Annotated in this window: 26 protein-coding genes; 13 read left to right on the top strand and 13 right to left on the bottom strand. The window is 60.8% G+C overall.

Annotated features, from left to right (window positions below; all coding sequences use genetic code 11):
• Nucleotides 1-43 precede the first annotated feature (43 nt).
• Entirely contained in the window at nt 44-2,095 is a 2,052-nt protein-coding gene (gene recQ / locus V1471_RS15185) for a DNA helicase RecQ (RefSeq protein WP_434289853.1), read from the top strand.
• 6 nt (nt 2,096-2,101) lie between these two features.
• Here the strand turns inward: recQ and V1471_RS15190 are convergent, their stop codons facing one another.
• The 7 genes from V1471_RS15190 to V1471_RS15220 all read right to left on the bottom strand — a co-directional run bounded on the left by V1471_RS15190 (nt 2,102) and on the right by V1471_RS15220 (nt 11,403).
• Entirely contained in the window at nt 2,102-4,264 is a 2,163-nt protein-coding gene (locus V1471_RS15190) for an ATP-binding protein (protein WP_434289854.1), read from the bottom strand.
• 121 nt (nt 4,265-4,385) lie between these two features.
• Nucleotides 4,386-5,561, bottom strand: a complete 1,176-nt coding sequence (locus V1471_RS15195) for an acetyl-CoA C-acyltransferase family protein (protein WP_434289855.1) — start codon at nt 5,559-5,561, stop codon at nt 4,386-4,388.
• 77 nt (nt 5,562-5,638) lie between these two features.
• Entirely contained in the window at nt 5,639-6,382 is a 744-nt protein-coding gene (locus V1471_RS15200) for a metallophosphoesterase family protein (RefSeq protein WP_434289856.1), read from the bottom strand.
• 60 nt (nt 6,383-6,442) lie between these two features.
• Complete coding sequence (fghA, locus tag V1471_RS15205; protein WP_434289857.1) at nt 6,443-7,282, bottom strand: S-formylglutathione hydrolase; 840 nt, start codon at nt 7,280-7,282, stop codon at nt 6,443-6,445.
• Nucleotides 7,282-8,412 (bottom strand): S-(hydroxymethyl)glutathione dehydrogenase/class III alcohol dehydrogenase, encoded by a 1,131-nt coding sequence (locus V1471_RS15210; protein ID WP_434290954.1) that lies wholly within the window; start codon nt 8,410-8,412, stop codon nt 7,282-7,284. Before V1471_RS15210 ends, fghA begins: the two co-directional genes overlap by 1 nt.
• A gap of 128 nt (nt 8,413-8,540) precedes the next feature.
• Entirely contained in the window at nt 8,541-10,133 is a 1,593-nt protein-coding gene (gene serA / locus V1471_RS15215; protein ID WP_434289858.1) for a phosphoglycerate dehydrogenase, read from the bottom strand.
• Between the two features lie 127 nt (nt 10,134-10,260).
• Nucleotides 10,261-11,403, bottom strand: a complete 1,143-nt coding sequence (locus V1471_RS15220; RefSeq protein WP_434289859.1) for a phosphoserine transaminase — start codon at nt 11,401-11,403, stop codon at nt 10,261-10,263.
• A gap of 224 nt (nt 11,404-11,627) precedes the next feature.
• Between V1471_RS15220 and serB the strand changes: the two genes are divergently transcribed.
• The 4 genes from serB to rlmN all read left to right on the top strand — a co-directional run bounded on the left by serB (nt 11,628) and on the right by rlmN (nt 15,302).
• Nucleotides 11,628-12,506 (top strand): phosphoserine phosphatase SerB, encoded by an 879-nt coding sequence (gene serB / locus V1471_RS15225; RefSeq protein WP_434289860.1) that lies wholly within the window; start codon nt 11,628-11,630, stop codon nt 12,504-12,506.
• Nucleotides 12,499-13,257: a TSUP family transporter gene (locus V1471_RS15230; RefSeq protein WP_434289861.1), complete on the top strand. Its 759-nt coding sequence runs from the start codon at nt 12,499-12,501 to the stop codon at nt 13,255-13,257. Before serB ends, V1471_RS15230 begins: the two co-directional genes overlap by 8 nt.
• A 206-nt stretch (nt 13,258-13,463) precedes the next feature.
• A complete protein-coding gene (locus V1471_RS15235) occupies nt 13,464-14,003 on the top strand; it encodes an invasion associated locus B family protein (protein ID WP_434289862.1) in 540 nt (179 codons plus the stop codon).
• A gap of 114 nt (nt 14,004-14,117) precedes the next feature.
• Nucleotides 14,118-15,302: a 23S rRNA (adenine(2503)-C(2))-methyltransferase RlmN gene (gene rlmN, locus V1471_RS15240; RefSeq protein ID WP_434289863.1), complete on the top strand. Its 1,185-nt coding sequence runs from the start codon at nt 14,118-14,120 to the stop codon at nt 15,300-15,302.
• Nucleotides 15,303-15,335: 33 nt separating this feature from the next.
• Here rlmN and V1471_RS15245 read toward each other — a convergent pair whose 3' ends face one another.
• A complete protein-coding gene (locus tag V1471_RS15245) occupies nt 15,336-16,127 on the bottom strand; it encodes a substrate-binding domain-containing protein (RefSeq protein ID WP_434289864.1) in 792 nt (263 codons plus the stop codon).
• Nucleotides 16,128-16,255: 128 nt separating this feature from the next.
• On the opposite strand from V1471_RS15245, the gene V1471_RS15250 reads away from it, so the two are divergent.
• Both V1471_RS15250 and V1471_RS15255 read left to right on the top strand, forming a co-directional pair.
• The gene (locus V1471_RS15250; protein WP_434289865.1) at nt 16,256-16,660 is read left to right on the top strand and encodes a hypothetical protein; all 405 of its coding nucleotides are present in this window, start codon (nt 16,256-16,258) and stop codon (nt 16,658-16,660) included.
• Complete coding sequence (locus V1471_RS15255) at nt 16,648-16,839, top strand: hypothetical protein (protein WP_066707294.1); 192 nt, start codon at nt 16,648-16,650, stop codon at nt 16,837-16,839. Before V1471_RS15250 ends, V1471_RS15255 begins: the two co-directional genes overlap by 13 nt.
• Here V1471_RS15255 and V1471_RS15260 read toward each other — a convergent pair whose 3' ends face one another.
• Nucleotides 16,840-17,688 carry a TIGR00730 family Rossman fold protein gene (locus V1471_RS15260; protein WP_434289866.1) on the bottom strand — a complete coding sequence of 283 codons (849 nt, stop codon included), beginning with the start codon at nt 17,686-17,688 and terminating at the stop codon, nt 16,840-16,842.
• 118 nt (nt 17,689-17,806) lie between these two features.
• On the opposite strand from V1471_RS15260, the gene dapD reads away from it, so the two are divergent.
• Both dapD and V1471_RS15270 read left to right on the top strand, forming a co-directional pair.
• Nucleotides 17,807-18,634, top strand: coding sequence for a 2,3,4,5-tetrahydropyridine-2,6-dicarboxylate N-succinyltransferase (dapD, locus tag V1471_RS15265; RefSeq protein ID WP_434289867.1), 828 nt, complete (start codon nt 17,807-17,809; stop codon nt 18,632-18,634).
• Nucleotides 18,635-18,721: 87 nt separating this feature from the next.
• Nucleotides 18,722-18,964 carry a GlsB/YeaQ/YmgE family stress response membrane protein gene (locus V1471_RS15270; RefSeq protein WP_434289868.1) on the top strand — a complete coding sequence of 81 codons (243 nt, stop codon included), beginning with the start codon at nt 18,722-18,724 and terminating at the stop codon, nt 18,962-18,964.
• A 3-nt stretch (nt 18,965-18,967) separates the two neighbouring features.
• Here V1471_RS15270 and V1471_RS15275 read toward each other — a convergent pair whose 3' ends face one another.
• Together V1471_RS15275 and V1471_RS15280 are read right to left on the bottom strand one after the other, a co-directional pair.
• Nucleotides 18,968-19,222 (bottom strand): DUF6525 family protein, encoded by a 255-nt coding sequence (locus tag V1471_RS15275; RefSeq protein WP_434289869.1) that lies wholly within the window; start codon nt 19,220-19,222, stop codon nt 18,968-18,970.
• On the bottom strand, nt 19,219-20,424 hold the full coding sequence (locus V1471_RS15280; RefSeq protein WP_434289870.1) for a GTP-binding protein: 1,206 nt from the start codon (nt 20,422-20,424) through the stop codon (nt 19,219-19,221). The genes V1471_RS15275 and V1471_RS15280 overlap by 4 nt, the downstream gene beginning before the upstream one ends.
• A gap of 117 nt (nt 20,425-20,541) precedes the next feature.
• Between V1471_RS15280 and V1471_RS15285 the strand changes: the two genes are divergently transcribed.
• On the top strand, nt 20,542-20,892 hold the full coding sequence (locus tag V1471_RS15285; RefSeq protein WP_434289871.1) for a hypothetical protein: 351 nt from the start codon (nt 20,542-20,544) through the stop codon (nt 20,890-20,892).
• A gap of 33 nt (nt 20,893-20,925) precedes the next feature.
• On the opposite strand, the gene V1471_RS15290 is transcribed toward V1471_RS15285, so the two are convergent.
• Nucleotides 20,926-21,978 carry a transporter substrate-binding domain-containing protein gene (locus tag V1471_RS15290; protein ID WP_434289872.1) on the bottom strand — a complete coding sequence of 351 codons (1,053 nt, stop codon included), beginning with the start codon at nt 21,976-21,978 and terminating at the stop codon, nt 20,926-20,928.
• 60 nt (nt 21,979-22,038) lie between these two features.
• On the bottom strand, nt 22,039-23,148 hold the full coding sequence (locus V1471_RS15295; RefSeq protein ID WP_434289873.1) for a Hint domain-containing protein: 1,110 nt from the start codon (nt 23,146-23,148) through the stop codon (nt 22,039-22,041).
• A 296-nt stretch (nt 23,149-23,444) separates the two neighbouring features.
• Here V1471_RS15295 and dapE point away from each other — a divergent pair, with 296 nt between their 5' ends.
• The 3 genes from dapE to V1471_RS15310 are packed head-to-tail and all read left to right on the top strand — an operon-like array spanning nt 23,445 to nt 25,599.
• Nucleotides 23,445-24,590 (top strand): succinyl-diaminopimelate desuccinylase, encoded by a 1,146-nt coding sequence (gene dapE / locus V1471_RS15300; protein ID WP_434289874.1) that lies wholly within the window; start codon nt 23,445-23,447, stop codon nt 24,588-24,590.
• The gene (locus tag V1471_RS15305) at nt 24,587-25,012 is read left to right on the top strand and encodes a GNAT family N-acetyltransferase (RefSeq protein ID WP_434289875.1); all 426 of its coding nucleotides are present in this window, start codon (nt 24,587-24,589) and stop codon (nt 25,010-25,012) included. Before dapE ends, V1471_RS15305 begins: the two co-directional genes overlap by 4 nt.
• Nucleotides 25,009-25,599 (top strand): TIGR04282 family arsenosugar biosynthesis glycosyltransferase, encoded by a 591-nt coding sequence (locus tag V1471_RS15310; protein WP_434289876.1) that lies wholly within the window; start codon nt 25,009-25,011, stop codon nt 25,597-25,599. The genes V1471_RS15305 and V1471_RS15310 overlap by 4 nt, the downstream gene beginning before the upstream one ends.
• Nucleotides 25,600-25,649: the final 50 nt, after the last annotated feature.

A 25,649-nucleotide genomic window follows, 5' to 3' on the forward strand; every position in this document is an offset into this window, starting at 1 on the left:
CCCCCGCATGCGATTCTGTCGCCAATCATAAAGAGCAGGCGACATGGACACGACACAGGGGCGTTTACAGGGGCTTTTATCCTCCGTTTTCGGATTTGACGATTTCCGCCCCGGTCAGGCAGAGATCGTGGAGGCCGTGGTCGCCGGGCGTGACGTGCTTGCCATCATGCCCACGGGCGGCGGCAAATCCCTGTGTTTCCAACTCCCCGCTCTGGTGCGCGACGGTCTCACCGTCGTCATCTCGCCGCTGATCGCCCTGATGCGCGATCAGGTTCAGGGACTGCAAGCCGCCGGTGTTGCCGCCGGTGCGCTGACCTCCGGCAATACCGAAGAGGAAAACGACGCGGTCTTCAACGCACTCTCCCGCGGTGAGTTGAAACTCCTCTACATGGCCCCCGAACGCCTCGCCTCCGGTGGCACCCTGCCGATGCTGCGTCGCGCGAATGTGTCGCTGATTGCCGTCGACGAGGCGCATTGCGTCTCGCAATGGGGCCATGATTTCCGCCCCGATTATCTCCGCATCGGCGATCTCAAACGCGCGCTGGGCGTGCCGCTCGCGGCCTTCACCGCCACCGCCGACGAAGAAACTCAGGCGGAGATCGTCACCCGCCTGTTCGATGGCACGCAACCCGAAAGTTTCCTGCGGGGTTTCGACCGTCCGAACATCCATCTCGCCTTTGCCGTCAAGGACAGCCCGCGGCGTCAGATCCTCGATTTTGCCTCCGCTCGCAAAGGTCAGTCCGGCATCGTCTATTGCGGCACGCGGGCCAAGACCGAAAGCCTTGCCAAGGCGCTCTCTGACGCCGGGCATCTGGCCCTCGCCTATCACGGCGGGATGGAGCCGGATCGCAGGCGTGAGGTCGAGCGCCGCTTTCAACAGGAAGACGAGTTGATCGTCGTCGCCACCATCGCTTTCGGCATGGGGATCGACAAACCGGACATCCGCTGGGTGGCGCACGCCGACCTGCCGAAATCCGTTGAGGGCTATTATCAGGAAATCGGTCGCGCCGGTCGCGACGGCGCGCCCGCCGAGACGCTCACGCTCTTCGGCCCCGATGACATCCGTTTCCGCCGCACCCAGATCGACGAAAGCCTTGCGCCGCCCGAGCGCCGTGCCGCCGATCATGCCCGTCTCAACGCGTTGTTGGGGTTGGCGGAGGCGCAGGTCTGCCGCCGCCAGACCTTGCTCAAATTCTTTGGCGAAGAGGCTGCGCCTTGCGGGAATTGTGACTTATGTGACAGTCCGCCAGAGATTTTCGACGGTACCACGGCGGTGCGCAAGGCGCTCTCTGCCGTGCTCCGCTGTGATCAGGGTTTCGGTGCAGGCCATCTCATCGATGTGCTGACCGGCAACCTGACCGACAAGGTTCGCCAGTGGAATCATGACCAGCTTTCGGTTTTCGGCATCGGCAAGGAGTATGACAAACGCCAGTGGAACGCGATTTTCCGGCAGATGATGGGCGCCGACCTTCTGCGCCCCGACCCGGAGCGTCACGGTGCGCTTTATATGACCGAACCGGCGATGCCGATCCTCAAGGGCGACGCGACCATCACGCTGCGCAAGGACACGCTCGCCAAGGCCCGCAAAGGTCCGGTCGCCAAGGTCTTGGTTTCCGAAGAGGATGCGCCGCTTCTCTCCGCGCTCAAGGCGAAACGTCGCGCGCTGGCCGAAGAGGCCCGCGTGCCCGCCTATGTGGTGTTTGCCGACCGGACCCTGATCGAGATGGCGGAAAAACGTCCGCAGACGCTCGACGAAATGGGGCGGATCGGCGGTGTCGGCGCGAAGAAACTCGAACGTTACGGCGATCTGTTTCTGTCCGTCATTCTCGGCGCGCCGGTGCCGGAGATGCACCCCGCCCGGCGCAAACTGGCAAGCTCCGGTGGCGGCGATCTCTTCGACCGGTTGCAGGTGATCCATCACGATCTGGTGCGGGGCGATTGCGGCACGCTGAAACCGATGAGCCTGACTGCGATTCAGATCACCAAGATCGTGAAAATGCGCCCCGCAGACATGGCGAGTTTCGCCCGCATCGTCGGCGACAAACCTGCCGAGCGCTTCGGTCCCGCGATGATTGAGGCGATCCACGCCGCCTGATCGGGGTTATTCCCCGGCCATGATCTCCGCCGGTTCCTCCGGCAGGATCGGGCGACACCCTTCCGGCAGTTCCTGCAAGATACGGTCGATGATCGCCGCCTTGCGCAGCGGTTTCGTCATATAGTGATCGAGCCCCGCGGCAAGGATGTCCAATTCGTCGCCCGCCATGGCATGCGCGGTCAGCGCGACGATCGGAACATGCGTACCGGTGTCGAGTTCGAGCGTGCGGATCTGCCGCGTGGCCTCCTTGCCGTCGACCTCGGGCATGGAAATGTCCATGAACACCAGATCGGGCTGAAACCCCTGATACAGCTCGACCGCCTCGCGCCCGTTCCCGGCAAAGCGCAGCTCGATGTCGAGCGCCTTGAGCATCTTGCCGAACACCAACTGGTTGGTTTTGTTGTCCTCCGCCGCCAGGACCCGCATCCGGCGGCCCGGCTCAGGACTGATCATCGGCTCGACCGGCACAAGATCGGCCAGCGCGTGCCAGAGATCGGCCCGGAGCAGCGGTTTTTGAAGCGTCTTGGCATCGTCCATGTCAAAGCTTCCCGCCGAGATCGGCCCGGAGGTCATCAAAAGCACCGGCGCGGTCACGCCACGCAGGCGGAGATCCTGGATCAGCCCGGCGGCATCCATGCCCGGAAGCTTGTTGTCGATCAGATAGACATGCGCATCGAGCGGCGAGGCCAGAAGGGCCTCGGCGCTGTCGAAGGGCGCGACCTCAAATCCGAGCGCGGTCAGTTGCTTTTCGAGAATGAGCGAATTGGCGTTGATGTGATCCACAAGGGCCGCGCGATGCATCCAGGAGGGCAGGCTCAGCGCCTTGTTTTCCTCGACCACATCCATGGTGATATGGAAACCGAAACAGGAGCCGACGCCCTCCTCGCTGTCGACCCAGATCTCGCCGCCCATGAGCTGCACGAGCTGGCGTGTGATCGCAAGGCCAAGCCCTGTGCCTTCGAATTTGCGATTGCGCGCGTCCTCGACCTGATTGAACTCGCCGAAAATGTGCTCGATCATCTCGGGTGCGATGCCGATGCCGCTGTCCTCGACCGAAACATGGACGCGCTGGCGTTTGCCGTCGTCGTCGGGGAGGCCGACAACCCGCACGATCACATGACCCTTATGGGTAAATTTCACCGCATTGCCGATCAGATTGGTCAGAACCTGCCGCATCCGTCCGGGATCGCCGATGAAATTCGTCGGCATGAACATGTCATAGTCGATGATCAGATCGACGCCTTTCTGGGTCGCCGAGGGCTGCAAAAGCACCATGACGTCCTGAATGCAGCGTTCGAGATCGAACACTTCCGGGTGCAAAGAGAGTTTCGAGGCCTCGATCTTCGAGTAATCCAGCACATCGTTGATCAGACTCAAAAGCGCCTCGCCGGAGGATTTGATCGTATCGACATAGAGGATCTGCTCCTCCGTCAGATCGGTTTCCGACAAAAGATCGGCCATGCCCACCATGCCGTTCATCGGCGTGCGAATCTCGTGGCTCATATTGGCGAGGAAGGCGGATTTGGCGCGGTTGGCGGCTTCGGCCTTGCTCCGGGCTTTCTTGAGACGCTCCTCATACCGGATGGAGGCGGTGATGTTCAGCCCGAGCGAGACCATATCCCCGTCTGAAGATCGTCGGTCCACCAGCCTCACGAATTGGTTGTTCCAAAGCCGGATCGTGTGCGGCTCGCGCACCGGGGCACGCCAGCGCGCCACTGCCTGATTGATAAACGTCTCGCGCGTGAGATCACCGATGTCGATTACACCTTCTTCCACCGCAAGTCGCACGATCTCCGGGTATGTGATGCCGGGTCTGACGTCCTCAAGCCCGTCGAAAATCCGCAGATAGGCCGGGTTCGCGGCGATCATGATCTCGGAAGGGTCGAAAACGGCAAACCCGTCCTGAATCGTCTCGATCGAATCCCAAAGCCGCCGTTCGGCGATATGCACGGCGACATTCGCCTTTTCCAAATCCTCGCGCGTGCGCAGGTTCTCGTCGCGAAGCACCTCCGTCTCCTCGCGTTTGACGATGATCTCATCGGACAGGTGCCGGGCGTGTTGCGACAGCTTGCGATTGGCCGCGAACAACTCCGCCTGTTTCAATTCCAACAGACGCTCCGCAGCCAAGCGCGCACGACGTTCCTGAGACAACGTATCCGACAGCGACATAGGGACCTCTTCAAACCCTGCCCGGCCTTATGCACGGGGCTTTGGCCCAGAATGGTCCGAACAGGGTGAAAAGAGTCTTAACCGGATCGCGAAAATTGGCGGAACCTGCCCACGCGTGACCTCAGATGCGCTCGATCGCCACGGCAATCCCTTGCCCGCCGCCGATGCACATGGTGATCAGACCGCGTTTGCCGCCGGTGCGCTCAAGCTCATACATGGTCTTCACGACCAAAATCGCCCCCGTCGCCCCCACCGGATGGCCGAGCGCAATCGCGCCGCCGTTCGGATTGACCTTGGCCGGATCGAGCCCCAGCGCCCGGTTGACCGCAATCGCCTGCGCCGCAAAGGCTTCGTTGCTCTCGATCACATCGAAATCGGCCACAGTGAGCCCGGTGCGCTGGCACAGGCTCTCGACCGCCGGGATCGGCCCGATGCCCATCACCTCCGGGCGGACGCCGGAATGGGCATAGCCGAGGATGCGGAATTTCGGCGAAAGTCCCGCCGCCTCTGCCGCTTCCGCACGTGCCAGAACCAAAGCCGCCGCCCCGTCATTGAGGCCCGACGCATTGCCCGCCGTCACCGTACCGTCTTTCTCGAACGCCGGACGCAGTTTGGCGAGGCCTTCGGGCGTCGTGGGCTTCGGGTGCTCATCCGTGTCGAACGCCACAAGATCGCGCTTCATCCTGACCTCGACAGGAATGATTTCGTCCTTAAATCGCCCCTCTGCGATGGCCTTCGCGGCCCGCATCTGGCTTTCCAGGGCAAAGGCGTCCTGATCCTCGCGCGACACGCTGTGTTCACGGGCAACATTCTCCGCCGTCACCCCCATATGGCCGGTGCCGAACGGGCAGGTCAGGGCGCCGAGCATCATGTCCTGTGCGGCGACATCGCCCATTTTCTGTCCCCAGCGCGCGGCGGGGAGGATATAGGGCGAGCGGCTCATGACCTCGGTCCCACCCGCCACGGCAAAATCGGCGTCGCCGAGCATCAGCGATTGCGCGGCCGACACGACCGCCTGCGCGCCGGAGCCGCAAAGCCGGTTCACGTTCATCGCGGGGGTCGTTTCCGGGATGCCCGCGCCCATGGCCGCGAGGCGGGAGACATACATGTCCTTGGGCTCGGTGTTGATGATATGGCCAAAGACCACATGGCCGATCTGCGCGCCGTCGACGCCCGCGCGGGCAAGCGCGGCCTTGGTCACGAGGCTGCCGAGATCGGCGGGCCGCATCCCGGCCAAAGCGCCGCCGAAGGTGCCGATGGCGGTGCGGGCGCCGCCGAGAATGACGATGTCAGACATGAATTTCCTCCCTTTCCTGTGCCCGCGACTTTAGCGGAGGCGTGGAAAGGGGGAAGCGAAACGCTGCGTCTTGCGGCTTAGGCCGGTTCGGCGTGGAAAAGCGGGGCGCGCCCGGTTTCGGTCACCACCTCTTCGACACCGTTCTCGATCACCATGGTGGTCATCGGACGTCCGTAGCCCGCGCCGCTGTCGATGTCGATCCGCTGACCGAAATGGGTCGGCACATCGAGCGCGGTGTGCCCGTGCACCACCGTGAAGGGCAGAACGCCGTGATAATCGAGCCACCCTTCGCGGATCCAGATCAGATCGTCTTCGGTCTGATGTTCGACCGGCACACGCGGGCGGATGCCGGCGTGGACGAAAAGGTAATCGCCCCAGGCATAGGTCAGGGGCGCTTTTTCGATGAATTCGAGATGCGCCTCGGGCACGGCCTTGGCGGCGCGCATATGGGCCAGCTCGAACTCGCCATCCACCGCTTCGACGCCATAAGACGCCAGCGTGTCGGTCCCGCCCAAAGCCGGATGGAGCCAGCTTTTGCCGGATTTGATATGATCGTCATGGGCGATGCCATGGCGCACGAACCGGGTGAACATCCGGTCGTGATTGCCGCGAATGGTGCGCCACGGTTTGCCCGCCGCGATTCCGTCCATCAGGTATTGGATGACGCCCGCGCTGTCCGGCCCGCGGTCCACATAATCGCCAAGATGGATGACGCGCGCGTCGGTATCGCCGACCCTTGCCTTATCCGCATCGATCCGCGCATGCGCGGCTTTGAGCATATCGAGTTGACCGTGAATGTCGCCGATGGCGTAGATGCGCAAGGGAGCCTCCCAAAGTATGTCGCGCGTCGGAGGAGCGGCTCTGCTCCGACGCGCAACGTGTCAGGACTTCATGCGGATCGCATGCCACTCCAGATGGTCGCGCATGAAGGTGGAGATGAAGTAGTAGCTATGGTCATAGCCCTCTTGCATCCGAAGTGTTAGGGGCTGGCCGCTTTTTTCACAAACCTGTGTCAAAAGCTCCGGCTTGAGCTGAGTTTCGAGGAAATTGTCCCCTGTCCCCTGATCCACAAGGATCTCCGGCACGCGCGCCCCGTCCTCGATCAAAGCGCAGGCGTCATACTCCCGCCACGTCGCCCTGTCCGCGCCGATATATCCGGTCAGCGCCTTCTCGCCCCAGGGGCAATTCAGCGGGCTGACGATGGGGGCAAAGGCCGAGACGGATTTATAGGCCGACGGATTGCGCAATGCGATGGTCAGCGCGCCATGTCCGCCCATGGAATGCCCCATGATGCCGATGCGGGTCATATCGGCGGGAAATTCCGCGCCGATGAGCGCGGGCAGTTCCGTCTCGATATACTCCCGCATCCGGTAGTTTTGCGCAAACGGCTCTTCCGTAGCGTTCACATAGAACCCCGCGCCCAGACCGAAATCATAGGCCCCTTCCGCATCGTCCGGCACGCCTTCGCCACGGGGCGAGGTGTCCGGTGCCACAAAGATCAGGCCAAGCTCCGCACAAGCCTCGCGGAACTCGCCCTTCTCCGTCACATTGGCCTGCGTACAGGTCAGCCCCGAGAGATAAAACACCACCGGGAGCTTTTCGCCCGCCTCGTGATCGGGCACGAAGACGGAAAATTCCATCTCCGTCCCGGTCGCTTTGGACGTGTGGGTGTAAACCCCCTGCGTCCCACCATGGCTGCGATTGCTGGATTTAACCTGCATCAGTACTCAACCACCGCGCGGATCGACTTGCCTTCGTGCATCAAATCGAACCCGTGGTTGATCTCTTCGAGCTTCAGCTTGTGCGTGATCATCGGGTCGATCTCGATCTTGCCGTCCATGTACCAATCGACGAATTTCGGCACATCGGTCCGGCCTTTGGCGCCGCCGAACGCCGTGCCTTTCCAGACGCGGCCGGTGACCAACTGGAACGGACGGGTGGAAATTTCCGCCCCCGCCGCCGCCACGCCGATGATCACCGACACACCCCAGCCGCGGTGCGAACATTCAAGCGCATCGCGCATCACCTTGACGTTGCCGGTCGCGTCGAAGGAATAGTCCACGCCGCCGATCTGATCCGCGCCGCGCTTGGTCAGGTTGACGATTTCCTGAACCACAGTGCCCTCGATCTTCGACGGGTTGATGAAATGGGTCATGCCGAATTTCTTCGCCATCTCGGCTTTGTCGTCATTGAGATCGACCCCGATGATCATATCGGCCCCTGCCATACGCAGGCCCTGGATGACGTTGAGACCGATACCGCCCAGACCGAACACCGCAGCCGTCGAACCGATCTCAACCCCTGCCGTGTTGATCACCGCGCCGATGCCGGTGGTCACACCGCAGCCGATGTAGCAAATCTTGTCGAAGGGCGCGTCGTCGCGCACCTTGGCCAGCGCGATCTCCGGCATCACTGTGTGGTTCGCAAAGGTCGAACAGCCCATGTAATGATAAATCGGCGTGCCATCGAGCATCGAGAAGCGCGTGGTGCCATCGGGCATAAGGCCCTGGCCTTGCGTGTTGCGGATCGCGGTGCAGAGGTTGGTTTTGCCCGAAAGACAGGACGGGCATTCGCGGCACTCCGGCGTGTAAAGCGGAATGACGTGATCGCCGGGTTTCAGCGTGGTCACGCCTTCGCCGACTTCCAGCACGATGCCCGCGCCCTCATGGCCGAGGATGCAGGGGAAAATCCCTTCCGGGTCGGCGCCCGAGCGAGTGAATTCGTCGGTGTGACACAGGCCCGTGGCCTTGATCTCGACCAGAACCTCGCCCTTCTTCGGGCCTTCAAGGTTCACTTCCATAATCTCAAGCGGTTTCCCGGCCTCAAGGGCCACGGCGGCTTTGGTTCTCATCATAGTTTCCTCCCGATGCGGTGCGTACACGGCGTCTACGTTACAACTTTGGTCACCCGACGTAAAACGAAGGGCCGCTGGTTTGTCCAGCGGCCCTCCTGATTGTTTTGTAAAAGGCTGGTGTGCGATCAGGCTTTGAAGTGCAGCGGGATCACACGCTGGAACAGACCGGAGTCCTTCAGCGCTTTCACGGTTTCCGGTTTCACCGGCGTGTCGAGGAAGGTCATCGCGATCGCGTCGCCACCTGCTTTGGCACGACCCAGCGTGAAGTTCGCGATGTTCTCGTTGTGCTCGGCCAGAAGGGTCCCGAGTTTGCCGATGATGCCCGGCACGTCCTTATTGGTGGTGTAGAGCATGTGCTCGCCCACTTCGGAGTCGATGGTGATGCCTTTGATCTGGATGAAGCGCGGCTTGCCATCGGAGAACACCGTGCCTGCGATGGTGCGGTATTTCTCGACGGTCTGGATGTCGAGCTTGATGTAACCCTCGAACGAACCCGACGCATCCTGCGTGGTTTTCGAAAGCTGGATGCCACGCTCTTTCGCGATCAGCGGCGCGGAGACCATGTTCACATCCGGGTTCACGGCCTGCATGATCCCGGCCACGACGGCGGCTTCGAGCGCCTTGAGGTTCATCCCGGAGGCGACGCCATCATAGGTGATGTTGATCGTCTCGATGGCTTCCTCGGTCACCTGACCGATGAAAGAGCCCAGAGCTTCGGCGAGCTTGACCCACGGGCCCATGACCTTGGCTTCTTCGGCGGTCATCGACGGCATGTTCAGCGCGTTCTCGACGGCGCCGTCCATCAGGTAGTTCGACATTTGCTCGGCCACTTGCAGCGCCACGTTTTCCTGCGCTTCCGTGGTGGACGCGCCGAGGTGCGGGGTGCAGACCACGTTCGGAAGACCGAACAGCGGGTTGTCGACGGCGGGTTCTTCGGAGAACACGTCGAAAGCCGCACCAGCGACATGACCGGATTTGATCAGCTCGGCGAGAGCGACCTCATCGACAAGACCGCCGCGGGCACAGTTGATGATGCGCACGCCTTTCTTGGTCTTCTCAAGGTTCTCTTTCGAGAGGATGTTGCGGGTGCTGTCGGTCAGCGGCACGTGCAGCGTGATGAAATCGGCGCGTTTCAGCAGCTCGTCGAGCTCGACTTTTTCCACACCCATTTCGGCGGCGCGCTCTTCGGAGAGGAACGGATCGTAGGCGACCACTTTCATCTTCAGGCCGAGCGCACGGTTGCAGACGATGCCACCGATGTTGCCCGCGCCGATGACGCCCAGCGTCTTGGCGGTCAGTTCGACACCCATGAATTTGGATTTTTCCCATTTGCCGGCTTGCGTCGAAGCATCGGCGGCGGGGATCTGACGGGCGACCGCAAACATCAGCGCGATGGCGTGTTCTGCGGTGGTGATCATGTTGCCGAACGGCGTGTTCATCACGATCACACCTTTTTTCGACGCGGCTTCCTTGTCGACGTTGTCGGTGCCGATCCCGGCGCGACCCACGACTTTCAGGTTGGTGGCATGCTCCAGAAGAGCAGGCGTCACTTTGGTCGCGGAGCGGATCGCGAGACCGTCGTATTTGCCGATGACTTCAGCCAGCTTGTCTTTGTCTTTGCCGAGTTCCGGCATGAAGTCCACTTCGATGCCGCGATCGCGGAAAATCTGGACGGCGGTTTCCGACAGCTTGTCGGAGACGAGAACTTTGGGGGCCATGTTGGGCACTCCTCAGGAAGATGTTGGGATTGGGAGCCGGGCGTTTTCGCCCGGCGCTTTGGTCCAATGAGGTCCGACACATGTCCGACAGAAGTCCGACGTTTTGCCGACCGTCAAAAATCAGAGATTATTGCTCGTTGATGCACTCTTCGAAGGCCCATTTGAGCCAGAGGGTCAGGGCTTCGATGTCCGAGGATTCGACCGTCGCACCACACCACACACGCAGACCGGCGGGGGCGTCACGATAAGCGCCCACGTCATAGGCTGCACCGTGCTCTTCGAGTTTCTTCGCCACGGCCTTCGCGAAGACCGCACCGTCCTTGATGCGGTCGTCGGTGAACTTCAGACACACGGAGGTGTTCGAACGGGTCGCGTCATCCTCGGCGAGGTTGGCGATCCAGTCGTGACGATCACAGAAGTCCCAGAGCACTTTCGCGTTGGTGGTGGAGCGTTCGATCAGCTTCGGCAGACCGCCGATTTTCTTCGCCCAATCCAGCGCCACGAGGTAATCCTCGACCGCCAGCATGGAGGGCGTGTTGATCGTTTCGCCGACGAAGATGCCTTCGATCAGCTTGCCGCCTTTGGTCATGCGGAAAATCTTCGGCATCGGCCAAGCGGGCGTGTAGCTTTCCAGGCGCTCGACCGCGCGCGGAGACAGGATCAGCATCCCGTGCGCCGCTTCGCCGCCCATCACCTTCTGCCAGGAGAAGGTGGTGACGTCGAGCTTGTCCCACGGCAGGTCCATCGCAAACGCGGCGGAGGTCGCGTCGCAGATGGTCAGACCTTCGCGGTCGGCGGGGATCTTGTCGCCATTCGGGACGCGCACACCAGATGTGGTGCCGTTCCAGGTGAAGACCACGTCGGTGTTGAAATCGACATCGGCGAAGTCGACGATCTGACCGTAGTCAGCGACCTTCACTTCGGCGTCGATCTTGAGCTGTTTCACAACATCGGTGACCCAGCCGGAACCGAAGGATTCCCATGCGCACATGGTGGCTTTGCGGGCACCCAGAAGCGACCAGAGCGCCATTTCGACGGCGCCGGTGTCGGAGGCGGGCACGATCCCGATTTTGTAATCTGCGGGAACGCCCAGAATTTCGCGGGTCGTTTCGATGGCGGCTTTCAGCTTGTCCTTGCCAACTTTGGCACGGTGCGAGCGGCCCAGAGGCGCGTCAGCCAGCATTTCGACGGAGAAATTGGGGATTTTGGCGCAGGGGCCAGAGGAGAAACGCGGGTTAGCGGGGCGCGTTTGCGGGTGCTTGGTAGCCATATATGCTATCCTTCCAGATAAATGCCTCTCGTTGGGGAGAGGTGTCCCGGCGCTGCATCTATGCCCTTTCCGTGCATCTGGCAATTCCCATTTTCGTGTGCGTCGCAAAAATCCCCATGAATTCTTCTGCGAAGGTGAGCAGGAGGTTAAGACTGGAAAGCCCGGCCTCCGCGCGCTATCAGGCAAGCGAGTTTTGCCCTCCACATGACCCTTCGGAGCCCGCCATGTACGTCGTCACGCTTCTGACCAACCCCGCCTCTCCCGCGCTCAATCTGACCACCGCCGATGCCCTGCGTTCGGCTTGGGGCGGCGGCGATCTCATCTGGCTCGCGCTTGGCGAAGCGGTGGAATTCATGGTCGAGAGCGTGCCGTCGAACCAATGGGACGTCTGGCAGGGTCTGCAAGGCCAAGGCATTGACATGATTGTTCTTCCTGCCGAGGGGCGTCGCAAGAAAATGCTCTTGGCGGATATGGATTCGACCATGATCCAACAGGAATGTATCGACGAGCTGGCGGATGTTGCGGGGGTTGGCGAACGGGTCAAGGAGATCACTGCCAAGGCGATGAACGGCGAACTGGATTTCGAGGGCGCGCTGACCGAACGGGTCGGGCTTTTGAAAGGTCTGCCGGAGAGCGTCATCCAGAAAGTCATCGACGAGCGCATCACGTTTATGCCCGGCGGCAAGGCGTTGTTGGCGACGATGAAACGCGACGGGGCCTATTGCGCGCTGGTGTCCGGCGGCTTCACCGCCTTCACCGGTTACGTTGCCGACGCGCTGGGATTCGATGAAAACCGCGCCAACACGCTTTTGATCGAAAACGGTGAGTTGGTGGGCAAACCCGGACTGCCGATTCTCGGCCGTGCGGCCAAGGTTCAGGCGCTCGAAGAAATTTCCGAACGTCTCGGCATCCCGCATTCCGACGTGATCGCCGTGGGCGATGGTGCCAACGATCTCGGCATGTTGAAACTGGCGGGCGCGGGCGTGGCGCTTCATGCCAAACCTTCGGTTGCCGCCGAATGCGACATCCGCATTAACCATGGCGATCTTTCGGCGCTCCTCTACGTGCAAGGCTACGCCAAATCCGACTTTGCCGATGTTTGAGGTCTCTCTCGACCTTCTGCTGATTCTCATCGCCGCAGCCTTCGCGGCTGGCTTCGTCGACAGTATCGCGGGCGGCGGCGGGCTGATCACCGTGCCGGTCCTGATGCTTGCGGGCATCCCGCCGGTGCAGGCGCTGGCGACCAACAAGGTGCAGGGCCTCTTTGGCGCGGGGATGGCCGCGATCAACTACGCCCGCGCCGGGCATGTCGACCTGCGCAAACAGATCGGCCCGGCGCTTTTGTCCTTCACGGGCGCCGTTTTCGGCGCGCTTTTGGCAAGTTCCCTGCCCACCGATGTGATCCGCCTTGGCCTGCCGGTGCTGCTGATTGCGATCGCGCTGTTTTTCGCCTTCAAGCCGGGTCTCAACGACATGGACCGCACCCAGCGCATCACGCCGGTGCTCTTCGCCACCACATTCGTGCCCTTCATCGGTTTCTACGATGGGCTTTTGGGGCCGGGGACGGGCGCGTTTTTCATGCTCGGCTTCGTCAGCCTTGCGGGTTACGGCATCCTCAAGGCCACGGCGCACACCAAACTTCTGAACTTCGCCTCGAACGTCGGCGGGCTCGTGGGATTTGTACTTGTGGCCAAGCCTCTTTGGATGCTCGGTCTCGCCATGGGCGCGGCGCAGATCGCAGGCGCTTATGTCGGCTCGACGCTCGCCACGAAAGTCGGGGCGAAGCTGATCAAGCCGGTGCTGGTCATCGCCTCCACTGCTCTGGCCCTCAAGCTCATTTCCGAATGGTTTTGAGTATTTCGGCCATCGGAAAGCCGATGCAGCCGCAGGGCTTTCACGTTTCAGCGAATTTCTGCCAAGGGCCTTTCCCAAATCGGCGGAATTACGTTACTGTGCCCCGAAGATGATGAAAATGGCCTGACCCCGGCGAAAAACCGCAGCTATAGACAGCGGAGGACGAGGTCAGAATTGGCCGATGAATGAGAGGCAGCGAGAGATCAATGAGTTTTTTCGTGAGACAGACCCTGTTTGCCGTGGCGCTGGTCGGAATGGCCGCGCCCGTGGTCGCACAGCAGAGCACCAATCAGGTGGGATCGAACACCGATTGGTACGTCTATGAGGAAAGCAACCCGACCAAGACCTGCTGGGCTGTGTCGATCCCGAAAGAGACCCTGAACACCGACAGTTCCGGGCGCCCGAAATCGGTGACGCGCTCCGATATCCTGCTGTTCGTGACCTACGCGCCGGGCAACGGGGTGAACGGTCAGGTCTCCTTCCTCGGCGGCTATCCGTTCGAGCCGGGCTCCGAGGTGACGATGGACATCAGCGGCACCCCCTTCACTCTGTTCACCAATTCCGATGACGAGACCGCCTGGGCGGTGACGCCCGAGGACGACGCCAAGATCATCGCCGCGATGAAGCGCGGTGCGACGGCGACGCTGACCGGGCATTCCTCGCGCGGGACGGTGACCAAGGACACGTTCTCGCTTCTGGGGTTCACGGCCTCGGTCGAAGAAGCGGCGAAACGCTGCGGCAAGTAAGCCCGGCGAATGAGATGTGATCGAGGCCCTGCAAGCGCGGGGCCTTTTCATATGGCTTTCACGTGCAGAATCCTGTAAGTGAGCCGCTTGATCACCGATTTGAAGAGACCCGCCATGGAACCCAGCGCACCGATTACGCAGGATGTGATGACCTTTCCGCGCAAGGAAACGCCCTCTGACAAGATCAATCTTGTCGGGCTGACCCGCGATGCGCTGCGTCAAACCCTGATCGACAATGGCACGCCGGAGAAACAGGCCAAGATGCGGGCGGGGCAGATCTGGCAATGGATCTACCAATGGGGCGTGCGCGATTTCGCGGAGATGACCAACCTCGCCAAGGATTACCGCGCCATGCTGGCCGAAAAATTCGAAGTGCGTGTGCCGGAGGTCGTTTCCAAACAGGTCTCCGAGGATGGCACGCGCAAGTATCTCGTGCGCATCGACGGCGGGCATGAGGTTGAAGTGGTGTACATCCCCGAAGAGGGTCGCGGTACGCTTTGCGTGTCGTCGCAGGTGGGCTGTACGCTGACCTGCTCCTTCTGCCACACCGGGACGCAGAAACTGGTGCGCAACCTGACGGCGGGCGAGATTGTCGGTCAGGTGATGATGGCGCGCGATGACCTCAATGAATGGCCGGAAAAAGGCGCGCCGAAAGACGAGACGCGGCTTTTGTCCAACATCGTTCTGATGGGCATGGGCGAGCCTTTGTACAATTTCGAAAACGTCCGCGATGCGATGAAGATCGTGATGGATGCCGAAGGGATTCAGCTCGGCCGTCGGCGCATCACGCTGTCGACTTCGGGCGTTGTGCCGGAGATTCACCGCACCGCGCAGGAGATCGGCTGTCTGCTGGCGGTGTCCTTCCACGCCACCACCGATGAGACCCGCGACGTGTTGGTGCCGATCAACAAGAAATGGAACATCGAGAAGCTTTTGGAAGCGCTGCGCGAATATCCCAAGGCGACCAATTCCGAACGCATCACCTTTGAATATGTGATGCTCAAGGATGTGAACGACACGGATGAAGATGCGCATCGTCTGGTGAAACTTCTGGACGGCATTCCGGCCAAGGTGAACCTGATCCCGTTCAATGAATGGCCGGGTGCGCCCTACAAACGCTCGTCGAACAACCGCATTCGGGCGTTTGCGACGATCCTGATGCAGGCGGGCTACGCTTCGCCCATTCGCACGCCGCGGGGTGAGGACATCATGGCCGCCTGCGGGCAGCTCAAATCCGCCACCGAGCGCGCACGCAAATCGCGTAAGGAAATTCTCAGAGAAGCCGGTCAGGCGATATAAGACATAGGGCCGGCGACGAACCGGCCCTTTCTTTTAACGCTGCCAACCTTCGGTCGCCATCAGCGCCTGCGCCTCGTCCGTGACAAGGAAGGCGAGAAACTCGGCCGCCTCCGGGTCTGCCATCGGCGAGAGGGCCACATTGACGTCCCGCCAGACGGTGCGCTCGGGGCTCAGCTCAATCTGATCCAATTCGTCATGTGTCGCGGGCCAGTTCGGCCATGTGATCCAGGCATCGGCATCCTCGTCGAGAAAGGCACGGTAACTTGCCCCCGAGCCTTTCGCATAGCTCACAATATTCTTGCGAAACGCCGTCACGTCTTCGAGCTTGCCCAGACGCCCGGCGACATCTTCCCAAGTGCCGGTGCCGGAGGTGTTGTAAACCCCCGCTCCCTCGGTCACGACGATCTTCATCCCCGGGGCAAGCAGGTCGTCAAACCCGGCGATGCCTTTCGGATTACCGTGTTTCACCGCGATCACTGTGGGTCGGATATAGATCGGCTCCACCTGATCGGAGGAGAAGGTTTTGTAGGTCTCCAGAAAGGCAGTCATCGAATGCTCCGACGTGCCCCAGAGAATATCGGCATCGGCCTGCGCCATCGGCGACCATTTGCTTTCCGGCCCGGCAATGATTTCGATCTTCTGGCCGGTTTTTGCCATCCAGACATCCGCGACCTTCTGAAACGCCGTGTGCGGACCGCCCGCGCCATAGAGTTTCACCACGCCGTCCTGCGGGGCATGGGGGATCGAAGGATCGTAAAGCGTCGTGACCTGGGCAAAGGCGGGGGCTGCGGTGAACAGGGCGAGGGTGAGTAGGGGCATACGCATGAGGTCTCCAATATGCTGCATCGCGCGGGGGTGCGCAGGAGAGATACAGGTGGGAAGGGAGGGCTATTCCCGGGGGGGATGTCACAGGCACGTCATCGTGCTGTGAACGTGGTAACGCCGTTTTAACCATGCCCGGGGTACAGTCCGGCATGGACCGGAGACAGATCAGATTCGACAACTGCCCCGACGCGGCCACGCGCCCGCTCGAAGGGGCGTTCGGCTACAAGGGCCCGCGCAAGCCGCATGCCCTGATGGCCTATCTGGCCCATGATTTCGCCAATGCGACGGCTTGGGACGATCTGCAAGCGGTGCTTAGGGCGAAAGGCTATGAGCTGGCCGCGCGTAGCGGTGGGCTGATCCTTCAGACCACGGAGGGCGAACGGCTTTGCACGGTTGTCGAGATCGGCCAGCCTTCTTCCCGCCTCATGAAACGCTTCGGCGTGCCCTTTCCCGGTCATGCTTGCCGACGTGCGCCCGCTACGAGAGACAACGGATTCTGCCCCTCTGACCGGAGACCCCCATGGAAAAACTGACGCTGCTTCTGCCCGAAAGCACGGTGCGCATGCTCCATCTCCTCGCCCGCGAAACCGGTCAGCCGATTGGCGCGATGGTGCAGGAGATGGCGCTTGACCGTTACATGCACCGGCTGATGGAAGCCTCCAACCCGGTGCTGGTGGATCTCGCCAGAACCGTGCTGCAACAGAAGCTCTGATTACCGCCCTTCGAGACTCTGCCGCGGTCCTGCGCTGGGCCAGTCGTCAATCGCCTTGACGGCCTCTTCGGCCGTCTCGACGAATTTGAACAATTCGAGATCCTTATGCGCGATGGTCCCCGCGTCGGCCAGCGCCTCCCAGTTGATGATCTTTTCCCAGAACGCCTTGCCGAACAACAGGAACGGCACGCGGTTCATCCGCCCGGTCTGAATGAGCGTCAGGCTTTCGAACATTTCGTCCAGCGTGCCGAAGCCGCCGGGAAACACGACGATCGCCTTGGCGCGCATCAGGAAGTGCATCTTGCGAATGGCGAAATAGTGGAAGTTGAAACACAGCTCCGGCGTCACATATTCGTTCGGCGCCTGTTCGTGCGGTAGCACGATGTTGAGCCCGATCGACAGTCCGCCCGCGTCCTGCGCACCGCGATTGCCCGCCTCCATCACGCCCGGACCACCGCCGGTGACGATCACGTTCTCTTTGTGACCATTGTTGCGCGCGGTCATGATCCGGGCGAACTCCCGCGCCTCGTCGTAATATTTCGAAAGCTCCGCAAGCGTTTTCGTTTTGGCCGTGTCCTTCCGGTCCGGCGAGGGGATACGGGCTCCGCCGAACATCACGATGGTGCTTTCGACGCCGAATTCCTGCATCATCAAGTCGGGTTTGAGAAGCTCGAGTTGCAAGCGCACCGGTCGCAGATCGTCGCGCAACATGAATTCGTCATCGGTGAACGCCAGCCGGTAGGACGGCGAGCGTGTCTGCGGCGTGTCCGGGATGTGGCGTGCGGCCTCCTGATCCACCCGGCTGTCGCGCAGGGGATGGCGGCGGGAAATCGGTTTTTGCTCGGTCATGTGCGTCTCTCTATGTCGTTTTGTCTCGTCGCCTGTGCTCTCTCGCGCGTTGCGCGGGCGGGCCTGAACGACTATAGCCTGCGGGAACCTATATTTCACGATGACCTCGGAGACCAACATGTCGAATGCACAGCTCGAAGCCGCCATCGAAGCCGCCTGGGACGCGCGCGATACCATCACCCCTGCGACCGGTGGCGAAACCCGCGAAGCGATTGAGACGACCCTGAACGCGCTGGACAAGGGCGAGATCCGCGTGGCCGAGAAACAGGAAGACGGCAACTGGCACGTCAACCAATGGGCCAAGAAAGCCGTGCTTCTGGGCTTCCGCATCAAGGACATGGAACTGCACGACGGTGGTCCGCAAGGCTCCGGCTGGTGGGACAAGGTTGACAGCAAATTCAAAGGCTGGGGCACCGCCGAGTTCAAAGAGGCGGGCTTCCGTGCTGTGCCGAACGCAGTGGTCCGCAAATCCGCCTATATCGCGCCGGGCGTGGTTCTGATGCCGTCCTTCGTCAACCTTGGCGCCTATGTCGACAGCGGCACCATGGTCGACACCTGGGCCACGGTCGGCTCCTGTGCGCAGATCGGCAAGAACGTGCACCTTTCCGGCGGGGCCGGTATCGGTGGCGTGCTTGAGCCGCTTCAGGCCGGTCCGGTGATCATCGAAGACAACTGCTTCATCGGTGCGCGCGCCGAGGTGGCCGAGGGCGTGATCGTCCGTGAAGGTTCTGTGTTGGGCATGGGTGTTTACCTTGGCCAATCCACCAAGATCGTCGACCGGGAAACCGGCGAAGTGATGTATGGCGAAGTGCCGCCCTACTCGGTCGTCGTCGCGGGCACGATGCCGTCGAAAAACGGTGTGAACCTCTACTGCGCCGTGATCGTGAAACGTGTGGACGCCAAAACCCGTTCCAAAACCGGCATCAACGAGCTGCTGCGCGACTGATTTGCGAAAAGACTATTGAGCGGGTGTCGGAAGGGGAACCTTTCGGCGCCCGTTTGCGTTTTATGAAGGAAAACACAGGAGGCTTACATGGGACTTGGACTTATTGCGTCGATCATCGTCGGTGGTTTAGCGGGCTGGATCGCCAGCAGCCTGATGAAGGCCGACACGGGCTTGCTGGTCAATATCCTCTTGGGGATCGTGGGGGCCTTTGTGCTGAACCTGATCCTGTCGCTTCTCGGTATCTACGCCGCGAACACTTGGGTGCCGCAGCTTATCGTCGGGATTTTCGGCGCGATTCTGTTGATTTGGGTCGCACGCCGCGTCAGATGACGCTCAGACAATGCGATGAGCGCTGGTATCATGCGACAAGCGCTTGGCTTCGACCTGAGAGAGATGGGCGAGCGCGCTGTTTTCGCAACCGTCATATCGGGCCAAGGCACCAGCCCAAAGTTTCCGAACCGAGCGCGGCGACCATGGCAAAGCCGCTTGGGACAGCCATTGACGCAACGGACGTGGCAAGCGGTCGAATTCCTGCATCGGATCGGTCGAGCGCCTGCGCTTTCGCAAACTGGTGTTAAGATTGGTCATGCGGCGGCACGCCCCCATTTTGGAAATGGATCATGAAGCGTTCTGGCCAGATCCGGGTCGATTTTGTCTTCCGGACCGATAAGGGCGGAGTCGAGTTTCGACCGGATCAGAGCCTCATCCATCCCCGAGCCGATAAAGACAATCTCCTGACGCCGATCGCCGAATCCATCGACCCAAACCTCGGCAATCTGTGCCCGTCCCTCCGGGTGATCCGGCCAGTAACGTTCCGGTACGGCGGCCCACCAATTTCCCAGAGGTTTTATGGTGCTGAGCGCCCCAGCCAAGGAAAACTCGGCAGCCCAGTCCGGCCGGGTCGCCAACCATAAATGCCCTTTCGCCCGGATCACACCGGGCAGATCGCCATCCAGAACGGTCTCGATGGCCGACGGGTCAAACGGACGGCGGGCACGATAGACGAAAGACGTCACATCGTATTCGTCGGTTTCCGGGACGTGATCGGCAAAGCCGTAAAGCTCCTTGGCCCAAAGCGGATGTTCATGCGCATGATCGAAATCGAAGAGGCCCGTGCCAAGCACCTCTTCGGTCGCCACCTCGGAGAAATCCGTCTCGATCACCTTGGCGTCGGGGTTCAGGGCGGCGACGATCCTGCGCGCGACCAGCACCTTGTCGGGACCGGCGTCGCTCACCTTGTTCAGCACGATGACATCGGCGAATTCGATCTGATCGACCAGCAGGTCCACGATCCGCCGTGTGTCGCCTTCGCCCGCCACCTCGCCGCGATCCTCAAGGAAGTCGAAGCTCGAATAGTCGTTGAGCATGTTCACCGTATCGACCACGGTCACCATGGTGTCGAGCCGCGCGATGTCGTCCAGACTTTCACCATACTCGTCGCGGAATTCGAATGTGGCGGCCACAGGGAGCGGTTCGGCGATGCCCGTCGATTCGATCAGCAGATAATCGTATTTGCCCGCCTCCGCGAGACGGCGCACCTCGGTCAAAAGATCGTCGCGGAGCGTACAGCAGATGCAGCCGTTGCTCATCTCGACCAGCGTTTCTTCCGTGCGCGACAGGTCCGCCCCGCCCTGGCGCACCAGATCGGCGTCGATATTCACTTCCGACATATCGTTCACGATGACCGCGACACGCAGACCGGCCCGGTTGTTCAACAGCCGATTGAGCAAGGTGGTTTTGCCGGAGCCAAGAAAACCTGAGAGGACGGTGACGGGCAAACGGTCGGACATATGCGTGATCCTTCGCGACGAGATGGGGTCGAAATCTAATTATGTAATAACATAACGTCAAGTGAGACTTGCGATGCCATGCTTGACTTTCCCGCGATCCCTCCGCAAAGGAAGGCTATGTCGAAAACAGCCAAACCCTCCCGTCAGAAAGTCTATACGCTCCTGGTCGAAGTCGGCCGCAAGGAGGGCGATGGTCTGCCGAAAGAGGCCACCGGTGGGGCGCTGATGATCTATGCCTCCGGTGTCGACGAGGCCGAAGCCGTGCGGGAAACCGTCGCGATTCTGAAACAGGCCGATCTCGCCCCCCTCGATGTCACCGGCTACGGCACACTGGAGGAACGCCTGGCCGAAGGCCATGACATTTCCGACGAGGAAAAAGAGTTGATGCAGCGGGCGCTCGACGAGAACTCCGTCATCGTGGCGCAGATGACGCCCTTCTATGAGGGTGACGACGGAACCCGTCACTGACACGTCTTATGGTGTCTTCTGTCCGATGCGTGCCTATTTGATGCCGAACCACTTGCGGTAGATCTTGTCGTAGGTGCCGTCTTCCCGCAGTTTCAACAGGCTGTGATTGATCTCATTGGCATAGGGCGAGTTGCTGGCCAGAGCGATGCCGTAGTTTTCCGGCAGGAAAACCGGCCCAACGAGCCGGGCTTTGCCGTTGCCTTCGTGGTTCACGTAATAGGCCAGAATGGGCGCGTCGAAGACGACGGCGTCAACGTCCTTGTGTTCGAACGCCTCAAGCATTTCGGTCGGGCTGGCATAGCCGGTAAAACGCAGATCGCGCCGGGTGAGGAAATCTGCTGCGGTCGAGGCTTCGACCGTACCGATGGATTTGCCGTAGAGATCGCCGATCCCCGAGACATTCGACTGAATCGCGTCGATGGTCAGGACAGCCGTGATGCGGGCGACGAAAACCGAGACCAGAAACAGCGACGAAATCACCAGAAACACCCCGAAGACACGCCCCATGGGCGAGCGGGGCTGGCGTTCCTCGAAGCCGCCGTTGACGACCAGGTTGAGCGCCCACCAGAAGGCCGGAAACATGGCCTTGCGTGCGGGCATGTCGAAATAGTCCTGATGGTGTTTCTCGAAATACCACATCAACATGCCGCCACCGAACAGGAGAGCAAACGCGCCGGCAATCGCGATCAACATGTCCCGCGACATCACCGCAGACCAGATCGATACATTGCCACCGCTGGTGTCGGTCATGATCTGAAGACCGGCTTCGAAAATCGGCTGGGTGAAATCCATGACCAGCTCGCGATTGGCGGTGATGGAAATATTGGCAATCGCCGCATCGGCGCTGCCGTCTTCGATTGCCCCAAGCATTTCCGGAAAGCTGTCGACCCGGGAAATCTCGTACTCCCAGCCGAGATCTTTGGCCAAAGCGTCCCAAAGCTCGAGAGAGAAACCGGTTTGTTCGCCATTTTCCTCCATGGAAAACGGCACGCGGGTCACGGTCATGATTTTGTGGTTCTCCGCCCAGAGCATGGCCGGACTGAGAAACAGAAAGAGCGCCGCTAAAAAGCGAAAAAAAAGTCTCATATCATCCCCTCATCTCCCCGTCGCATATGGCACAGGGCGGGTGATGCTTTCAATCTAAGATCAAAGATAACGTTCCGACAAAAGCGCAATGGCTTCATGGCGTAACAAACTTGCCGGGCCGGTGCCATCGCGCGCAGGAATGTCGTCGGCCTTTAGATGCGACAACCGTGTCGACGCTCCGTGTTCGGCACGGTGATTCCGTGCAAGCGGCATCACCGCGATGCCTGCGACCCGATAGGGGGTGTGGTCAGCCAGAACAAGATTATGCCGGGTCGACAGCAGGTTCAGACAGGGTGAGGCACCGGGCAAAAAGGGGGCGATATGCATGGCGCGGACGGTGACATGTTCCGCGCCGAACAGGTAAGAGGTGTCGATGCCTTGGGTGACGATTTCACAGCGCGGCGTGGCCTCGAGGGTTTGTCGCAGGTTTTGAAACGGACGCCGCAGACGCAGCGGTGCCATCTGGCCAACCGCGGGCAGGGTCGAGCGGATATTCGCGAGCAAGGGCGAAAGCGCACCTGTCTGGGTGGCGATGAGTGTGCCGGGCCTCAGATTTTCGATGGCACGGGGGCCATATTCGGTCTCGACCAGCGCACCGGGCGCAAGACCCTCGGCATAGCCCAGAGGTTCGACATGATCGGCAAAGGCGAAACACCCCACGTCCGGCGCAAGAGCAGGCCCTTCGACGGCAAACAGTACGCGGGCGAGATCTTCCTCATGGATCGCAGCGGGTTCTGCGGCCGTCACGGATTTCACCGCGCCGCTATCGAGACATTCGGCCCCAAGCCAACACGTCGCTCGAGCCAGATCCCAGCCATAGAGAATGCGTATGGGAGAATCTTTCCGCCAGTCGGACAGGTCCAACGACAAGACCGAAAGCGCGGTATCGCTTTCGATCGCAAGCCAAAGTCGACCATTCGGGCCGAGAACCATATGCAGGCTGCGGCGGAACCGGTCAAAGCGCTCAAAGGTCAAAAGATCGAGGGGCTGGCGGAATTGATCCGGGATGGTGGTTTCCAACAGAAGGCTACCCAGGGCCATGCGCCGTGCGGGAACCTTTGCACGAGAGAGGCCCTTGTCCAACCCGAGCGGGTTATAAACCGGTTTTCGATCTGTCGCCCCTGCGCCAAGCCACGCCATATCCGCCTCCGACAAGGTTGCGCGCCACATGGGAGGCAACCGTTCACCTCTGTGAAGCGGGTTTTCGACATACGCTGATCAAGCACAGAACATCTGCGCCAAGATACTTGTTAAATGCTGATCTGGAACGCCCGGGTTGACCCGATGCTGCTCAAAACCGTCCGCCTCGTGTTATTTTGTGAGAATGTAAATCACGTTTGTGGAGATTTGTTAATCTTTTCTTGGCGTTCGGGTTTGGTGTGAGACGCGCTTGTGACTGCCTTGCCACAAGCGACATTGCCCATCGCTTGGCGGGGCGGTAGGTCTGGTGTGAAAAGGAGACCCAGATGCCACTCGATCCCGTTGACCTGTCCGCCGCCCTGATCCGTTGTCCAAGTGTGACACCCGAAGAGGGAGGAGCGCTCATCCTGTTGCAAACCACGCTCGAAGATGCGGGTTTTGACTGTGTTCGGATCGATCGTAACGGTACGCCGAATCTGTTTGCCCGCTGGGGCGACAAGGGGGCGAGCAAGACATTGGGGTTCAACGGTCACACGGATGTGGTGCCGGTCGGTGATGCCGAGGCATGGACGCATGCGCCCTTTGGGGGCGAGATTTCTGACGGCATCCTGTGGGGGCGGGGCGCGACGGATATGAAGACGGGCGTGGCCGCCTTTGTCGCTGCGGCCTGTGATTATGCGACCCAAAACCGGCCCAAAGATACAGCAATTATCATCACCATCACTGGGGATGAGGAGGGCGATGCCACCGATGGCACCACCGCGCTCTTGGATTACATGGTCGAGGCGGGGGAGGCGATGAGCGATTGCATCGTGGGCGAACCGACCTGTCCCAACACCATGGGCGAGATGATGAAAATCGGCCGACGCGGCTCGATCACCGGCTATTTCACCGCGCGCGGTGTGCAGGGACACGTTGCCTACCCGAGCCAAACTCACAACCCGGTGCCTGTGCTGGCGCGGCTGATGGCGGAACTCTCCGCCCACACGCTGGATCAGGGTACGAAACATTTCGACCCGAGCAACCTCGAAGTCACCACTTTTGACGTTGGCAATCCCGCGACCAATGTGGTGCCGGCGCAGGCCAAGGCTACCGTGAACATCCGGTTCAACGATGCCCATAGCGGTGCGTCGCTCTGCGACTGGATGCGTGCGAAGGCGGCGCGGATGGCCGAGGAAACCGGGATCGACATCGACGTGACCTTCCAGATTTCCGGCGAAAGCTTTCTGACGCCGCCGGGGCGGTTCGTCGATCTGGTTGCCGGGGCGGTCGAGGAGGTCACCGGGCAAAAACCCGTGCTCTCCACCACCGGCGGCACGTCGGATGCGCGATTTATCAAAAACCATTGTCCTGTCGTCGAATTCGGTCTTGTCGGCAAGACCATGCACAAGGTCGACGAACATGTCGAAATCCAGCATATCGAAGACCTGAAACGGGTCTATTCCTGCCTGATCCGAGATTATTTCGCATGATTGTGAGCATTGCCCCTACCGAAGATGTGAAAGCTTGCATCGCGTTGCGGATTGCGGTGTTCGTAGAGGAACAGAAGGTCCCTCTCGAGGAAGAGATCGACGATCTCGATGAGATCGCGACACATTTTCTGGCGGTCGATGAGAACGGGGTTCCGGTCGGAACCGCGCGGGTGTTCGAAGAGGGTGAAATCGGCAAGATCGGCCGGGTTTGTGTCGTAAAAGCGCAGCGCGGCACCGGCCTTGGGGCGCGATTGATCGAGGTTTGCCTCGCGGAAATTCGGACCCGTCCACATCTGAAAAAGGCCAAGCTCGGCGCTCAGAACCACGCGATCGGATTTTACGAGCGCTTCGGCTTTCGCACCATAGGCGAGGTCTACATGGACGGCGGCATCCCCCACACCGACATGGTGCTGGACCTGTGACGCAGACCCTGATCGTCATGGTCAAGGAACCACGTCTGGGGCGTGTGAAAACCCGACTTGGGCGGGATTTGGGTCTGGTTCAGGCGACATGGTGGTATCGTCATCAAGTGGCGCGAACCCTTCGCAGCTTGCAAGATCCGCGCTGGCGCATCGTCCTAGCGGTGAACCCGGACCGCGTCGGGCTTCTTAGCCCGATCTGGCCCGGGCACCTGCCCCGCATTGCTCAGGGAAATGGCAATCTCGGCGCGCGCATGTCACGTTGCCTTGCCTCTGTCGGAGACGGGCCCTGTTGCCTGATCGGATCGGATATTCCGCAGATTGAAAAGCACGACATTGCAGCCTCTTTTGCTGGATTAGGCTCATATTCTGCAATGATCGGCCCAGCCACGGACGGTGGTTACTGGCTGATCGGATTACGTCACCCGCAGCGCCAGCCGTGGGGCTTTCTTCGCAATGTGCGCTGGTCTACGGAACATGCGCTGGAGGATACGTTGGCTTCCGCGGCTTCGCTCTCTTGGGGGCGATGTGCGACACTGTCGGATGTGGACACGGGCGCGGATATGGAGCGTTTCTACCGCCGCGGATGAATTCCGCGCGACACCGCGCTTTGCCAGTGGTGAGGCGTTGCGGCGCGTGG

This window comes from Celeribacter sp. SCSIO 80788, from assembly GCF_051054295.1.
Classification (GTDB): domain Bacteria; phylum Pseudomonadota; class Alphaproteobacteria; order Rhodobacterales; family Rhodobacteraceae; genus Celeribacter.